This is a genomic window from Rahnella sp. AN3-3W3 (genome assembly GCF_003263545.1).
GTDB lineage: Bacteria > Pseudomonadota > Gammaproteobacteria > Enterobacterales > Enterobacteriaceae > Rahnella > Rahnella variigena.
Genome location: NZ_JYDG01000072.1, coordinates 1 through 4,686, shown reverse-complemented (window position 1 = coordinate 4,686; position 4,686 = coordinate 1). Strand labels below are relative to the sequence as shown.

General features: G+C 54.7%; 4 protein-coding genes. 2 read left to right on the top strand and 2 right to left on the bottom strand.

Features of this window, described 5'->3' with window-relative positions; genetic code table 11:
* Positions 1-182 precede the first annotated feature (182 nt).
* Entirely contained in the window at positions 183-473 is a 291-nt protein-coding gene (rplY, locus tag UC15_RS18850) for a 50S ribosomal protein L25 (protein WP_112290098.1), read from the bottom strand.
* 150 nt (positions 474-623) lie between these two features.
* Positions 624-2,387 carry a DEAD/DEAH box helicase gene (locus UC15_RS18845; RefSeq protein WP_112290100.1) on the bottom strand — a complete coding sequence of 588 codons (1,764 nt, stop codon included), beginning with the start codon at positions 2,385-2,387 and terminating at the stop codon, positions 624-626.
* 319 nt (positions 2,388-2,706) lie between these two features.
* Between UC15_RS18845 and rsuA the strand changes: the two genes are divergently transcribed.
* Together rsuA and UC15_RS18835 are read left to right on the top strand one after the other, a co-directional pair.
* A complete protein-coding gene (rsuA, locus tag UC15_RS18840) occupies positions 2,707-3,414 on the top strand; it encodes a 16S rRNA pseudouridine(516) synthase RsuA (protein WP_112290097.1) in 708 nt (235 codons plus the stop codon).
* 27 nt (positions 3,415-3,441) lie between these two features.
* Positions 3,442-4,641 (top strand): Bcr/CflA family multidrug efflux MFS transporter, encoded by a 1,200-nt coding sequence (locus tag UC15_RS18835; RefSeq protein ID WP_112290095.1) that lies wholly within the window; start codon positions 3,442-3,444, stop codon positions 4,639-4,641.
* Positions 4,642-4,686: the final 45 nt, after the last annotated feature.

Here is a 4,686-nt window from a genome sequence, read left to right as displayed (position 1 = left end):
GTCACTTAGCTATCTAAGCTCCCGGGGATTCACGAACTTGCCGCCTTCCTGCAACCTGAATTATTTAGGGTATCGGCAGATTTCAGGCAATAAAAAACACCGCCTGGGCGGTGTTTTTTATTTGTTCTCGCACGGCGTCCCGATGCGCACTAACTTTTTACTCAGAGAGTAAAGTCGCGTTATTAAACGCGAACGAAGTCGATGTGAGCCAGTTTTGGCTTGAACGGGTGACGCTGTACAGCCTGAACTTTAACTTTGGTTTCTTTACCGTCGATAACCAGAGTAATAGCTTCAGAGTAGAACTCCGCTTTAACTTCCATGTTCTTAACAGAATCATGGTCCAGTTTGATAGAAACCGGAGCAGCTGAGCCACCGTAAACGATAGCTGGGAATTTGTTAGCTGTACGCAGGCGGCGGCTCGCACCTTTGCCCTGCTCGTCCTGTGGACGTACTTCTACATTGATAGTGATCATTGTATGTTTCTCGATTAGAACTACTTCTAAAATGTGCCCCGCCACCTGCGACCGAGTGACGAGTTGAGTACTGCGGCTTTCACACAAGGCGAAAGCGGGCGGTATGATACCGGAGCAGGGCAGCGGCAGCAATACAAATCGCCGGTTTACTCACCCGCGCAGCTCATTAGCACGCCGGTACCGGCCTTCATAATCGAACATTTTTTCGCGTACCTGCCAGAACTGGCCTTTCATGCGTGCCACAACAAAATCCGGATGACGCAGTAAAACCTGCTGCGCGACGATATCCGCAGCGCTATTCCATTCCAGTGGCACGCCCGGCGCACGCTGATGCGGACGCAGAAAATTATGCAAAAACGCCATGCGCTGGGCGGGCGTCGTCAGGCGAAAACGCTCGGAAACGTCCGCGCCGTCCTCATCGTAATAGGTGATCTTCAGCCATTCGCCTTTGTCATCGCGACCGTTTTCCAGGTTCATGCCGCCGCAGCGCAGCACCAGTGCGTCTTTCAGGCGCAGCGCGGCTTTCAGCATATCGTCGGGATCAACCAGAATTTCCTGACACTGATGACAGCGTCGCGCGGCGATATCGTTTTCCGCGCCGCAGTGCGGGCAGCTTTTAAAGCGGAAACGGAAATCGCATTGTTCGCGATTGCCCTCGTCATCCTCCAGCACACCCTGACAACGGCGGCCAAAATGCTCGATGATGGTGCCGTCTTCCGTGGTTTTCCCCCAGAAGATATTGGCAAAACCGCAGGCGGGACAGAACACCTGCACCGGTTTGTTATCGCCCGCAGGCTTATGGCTGCCGACTTCCGGCGTAAACAGGTCGTGCGGATTACCGGCGTAATCGAGGATAAGGCAGTCGGTTTTGCCCGGCGCCAGCCGCAGCCCGCGTCCGACAATCTGCTGATACAGGCTGACAGATTCGGTCGGGCGCAGGATGGCGATCAGATCCACATGCGGCGCATCGAAGCCGGTAGTCAGCACCGACACATTCACCAGATAGCGTAACTGCTGCGCTTTAAACGCATTGATCAGCCGGTCGCGCTCGACGGCGTGCGTTTGTGCGCTGATCAGCGCCGCTTCGCCTTCGGGCAGCAGACCGAAGATTTCACCCGCGTGTTCCACCGTCGAGGCGAAAATCATCACGCCTTTGCGATCCTGCGCGAATTCAATAATCTGGCTGATGATGTGCGGCGTGATACGCTTTTGCTGACGCAGTTCATCATTCAGATCTGCTTCGCTGAACAGCCCGTTGCTGTTGGCCTGCAACCGGCTGAAATCGTAGCTGACCACCGGCATATCGAGCCGCTCAGGTGGCACCAGAAAACCGTTTTTAATCATGTAACGCAGGGGCAGTTCATAAATGCAGTCGCGAAACAGACTGTTGGCATCACCACGCACAATGCCCTGATGGTGATACTGATAAATCCAGCCCTTGCCTAAACGGTAAGGTGTGGCGGTCAGGCCGAGCAGGCGCAGACGCGGATTTTGTGCCTTAAGATGGCCGATGATCTGCTGATACTGACTGTTGTCATCGTCGGAAATCCGGTGGCATTCATCGACAATCAGCAGGGAAAACTCACCGCTGAATTCTGCCAGATTAGGCGCGACGGACTGCACGCTGCCAAACACCACTTTGCCGCTGCTTTGCTTGAGATTCAGGCCAGCGGCGAAAATATCCGCCTCCAGACCGTAAGAAAGGTATTTACTGTGGTTTTGCGCCACCAGCTCTTTGACGTGGGCGAGCACCAGAACGCGGCCGCGCGCTACTCTCGCCAGCTCGGCAATCACCAGACTTTTCCCCGCACCGGTCGGCAATACGATCACTGCCGGTTCGTCATGCTGGCGGAAATGACGCAGGGTGGCATCCACGGCATCCTGCTGATAGGGGCGAAGCGTAAAAGCGGTCACGGCAACAATCACCTGTAGTTTTACTGTTAATAAAGACAGTAGTGGAGTATGCCAAGAAATCAGGCCCATAGCGATGAGCAAAAAAATCACCTGACGTGAATGTTTAGCCTGCTTATTTTCCTTCTTCCTGACCGGTTGCGCGGCTATACTGTTCGCCTCAATGTGGCAGCCTGTCTGCCTCCTCTAAGTAATAATAACTCGTTGCAATTATTACGAATCGAACAACCATGAACCCTGTCAGTTGCCTATAGCGACGGCGGGGTCTTGTGTTTTATCAGTAACGCGATCACTCAGATCGCCATGAAGGCAAGTCTACTCAATGCGTCTGGACAAGTTTCTATCTCAGCAATTAGGTGTAAGCCGCGCGCTGGTTTTGCGTGAGCTTCGCAACAAACGTGTCACCGTTGACGGCGAAATCGTTAAAACGGGTGCGATGAAAATCAGCCCTGAGCAGCGTGTCGAATTTGACGGCAACGTACTGGATCAAATCACCGGCCCGCGTTATTTCATGCTCAACAAACCGCAGGGCTACGTGTGTTCTACCGATGACCCTGATCATCCGACCGTGCTGTATTTCCTCGAAGAACCGGTGGCCTACAAGCTGCATGCGGCAGGGCGTCTGGATATCGACACCACCGGTCTGGTACTGATGACCGACGACGGCCAGTGGTCACACCGCATCACCTCACCGCGTCATCACTGCGAAAAAACCTATCTGGTTAATCTCGAACATCCGCTGGCTGACGATACCGCTGCGCAGTTTGAAGCGGGTGTTCAGCTGCATAACGAAGATTCCCTGACCAAACCGGCACAACTCGAAAAAATCGAAGATTGCCTGGTGCGCCTGACTATCAGCGAAGGCCGTTATCATCAGGTGAAACGCATGTTTGCCGCCGTGGGTAACCGCGTGGTGGGTCTGCATCGTGAACGTATCGGTGAAATCGTGATGGATGAAGATTTAGAACCGGGTCAGTACCGGCCTTTAACCGCGCAGGAAATTGCCAGCGTTGGCGTTCCTTCGCGCTAGTTTTTCCTGAAACTGGAGCAGCTGAAAGTGCAAGAAAAACCGGTATCCCACATCGGACTGATTTTCATCCTGGGATTGATATCGATGCTGATGCCACTGGCCATCGATATGTATCTGCCAAGTATGCCCGTCATCGCGCAGGAATATGGTGTTCCGGCGGGCAGTGTGCAAATGACGCTCAGCGCCTATGTGCTGGGTTTTGCGATAGGGCAGTTGTTTTACGGACCGATGGCGGACAGCCTCGGGCGTAAGCCGGTTATCTTCTGGGGCGTGCTGGTTTTTGCCGTCGCTGCCGGTGCCTGTGCGCTGGCGCAATCGGTCGAACAGCTGGTCTGGATGCGCTTCTTGCATGGTCTTGCCGCCGCCGCCGCCAGTGTCGTTATCAATGCCCTGATGCGCGATATGTTCACCAAAGACGAATTCTCGCGAATGATGTCTTTTGTGGTGCTGGTCATGACCGTCGCACCGCTGCTGGCGCCGATGCTCGGGGGACTGCTGATGGCGGTTTTCAGCTGGCACGCGATTTTCTGGGCGATGGCAATTGCCGCGCTGATCGCCGCCACGCTGGTGGGTGTCTATATCAAAGAGACGCTGCCTAAAGAACGACGGCAGAAATTTCATCTGCGTACCAGCGTCGGTAACTTTGCCTCACTGTTCCGCCATAAACGCGTGCTGAGCTATATGCTGGCGAGTGGTTTCTCGTTCGCCGGTATGTTCTCCTTCCTCAGCGCCGGTCCGTTTGTCTATATCGAACTGAATGGCGTTTCGCCGCAGCACTTCGGTTTTTACTTCGCGCTGAACATCGTGGCGCTGGTGATCCTGACTCTCATTAACAGCCGTAATGTGCGCCGTGCGGGCGCGGTGAAGATGTTCCGCTTCGGGCTGTTTGTGCAGCTGACGATGGGCATGTGGCTGGTGATTGTCTGCACCTTCGGTTTGCCGTTCTGGGCGATGGTGATTGGTGTGGCGGGATATGTCGGTGTGATTGCGATGGTCACGTCAAACGCCATGGCGGTGATTATGGATGACTTCCCGCATATGGCCGGTACTGCGGCTTCACTGGCGGGGACGATCCGCTTCGGCACCGGTGCAGCGATTGGTTCGGTCCTGTCACTGTTTACCGCGAAAAGCGCCTGGCCGATGGTCGGTTCAATGGCGTTCTGTATTCTGGCTGCGACGCTGCTGTATCTCTACGCCAGCCGTCCGGCGAAAGCAGTATCTGCATAACGGCCTCCCCTGCGAAGGGGAGGGCTGGGGTGGGGTATTAAGGTC

Excerpts from the sequence above, each read along its gene's own strand:
- rplY (WP_112290098.1), bottom strand. The coding sequence starts at position 473 with ATGATCACTATCAATGTAGAAGTACGTCCACAGGACGAGCAGGGCAAA.
- rsuA (WP_112290097.1), top strand. The coding sequence starts at position 2,707 with ATGCGTCTGGACAAGTTTCTATCTCAGCAATTAGGTGTAAGCCGCGCG.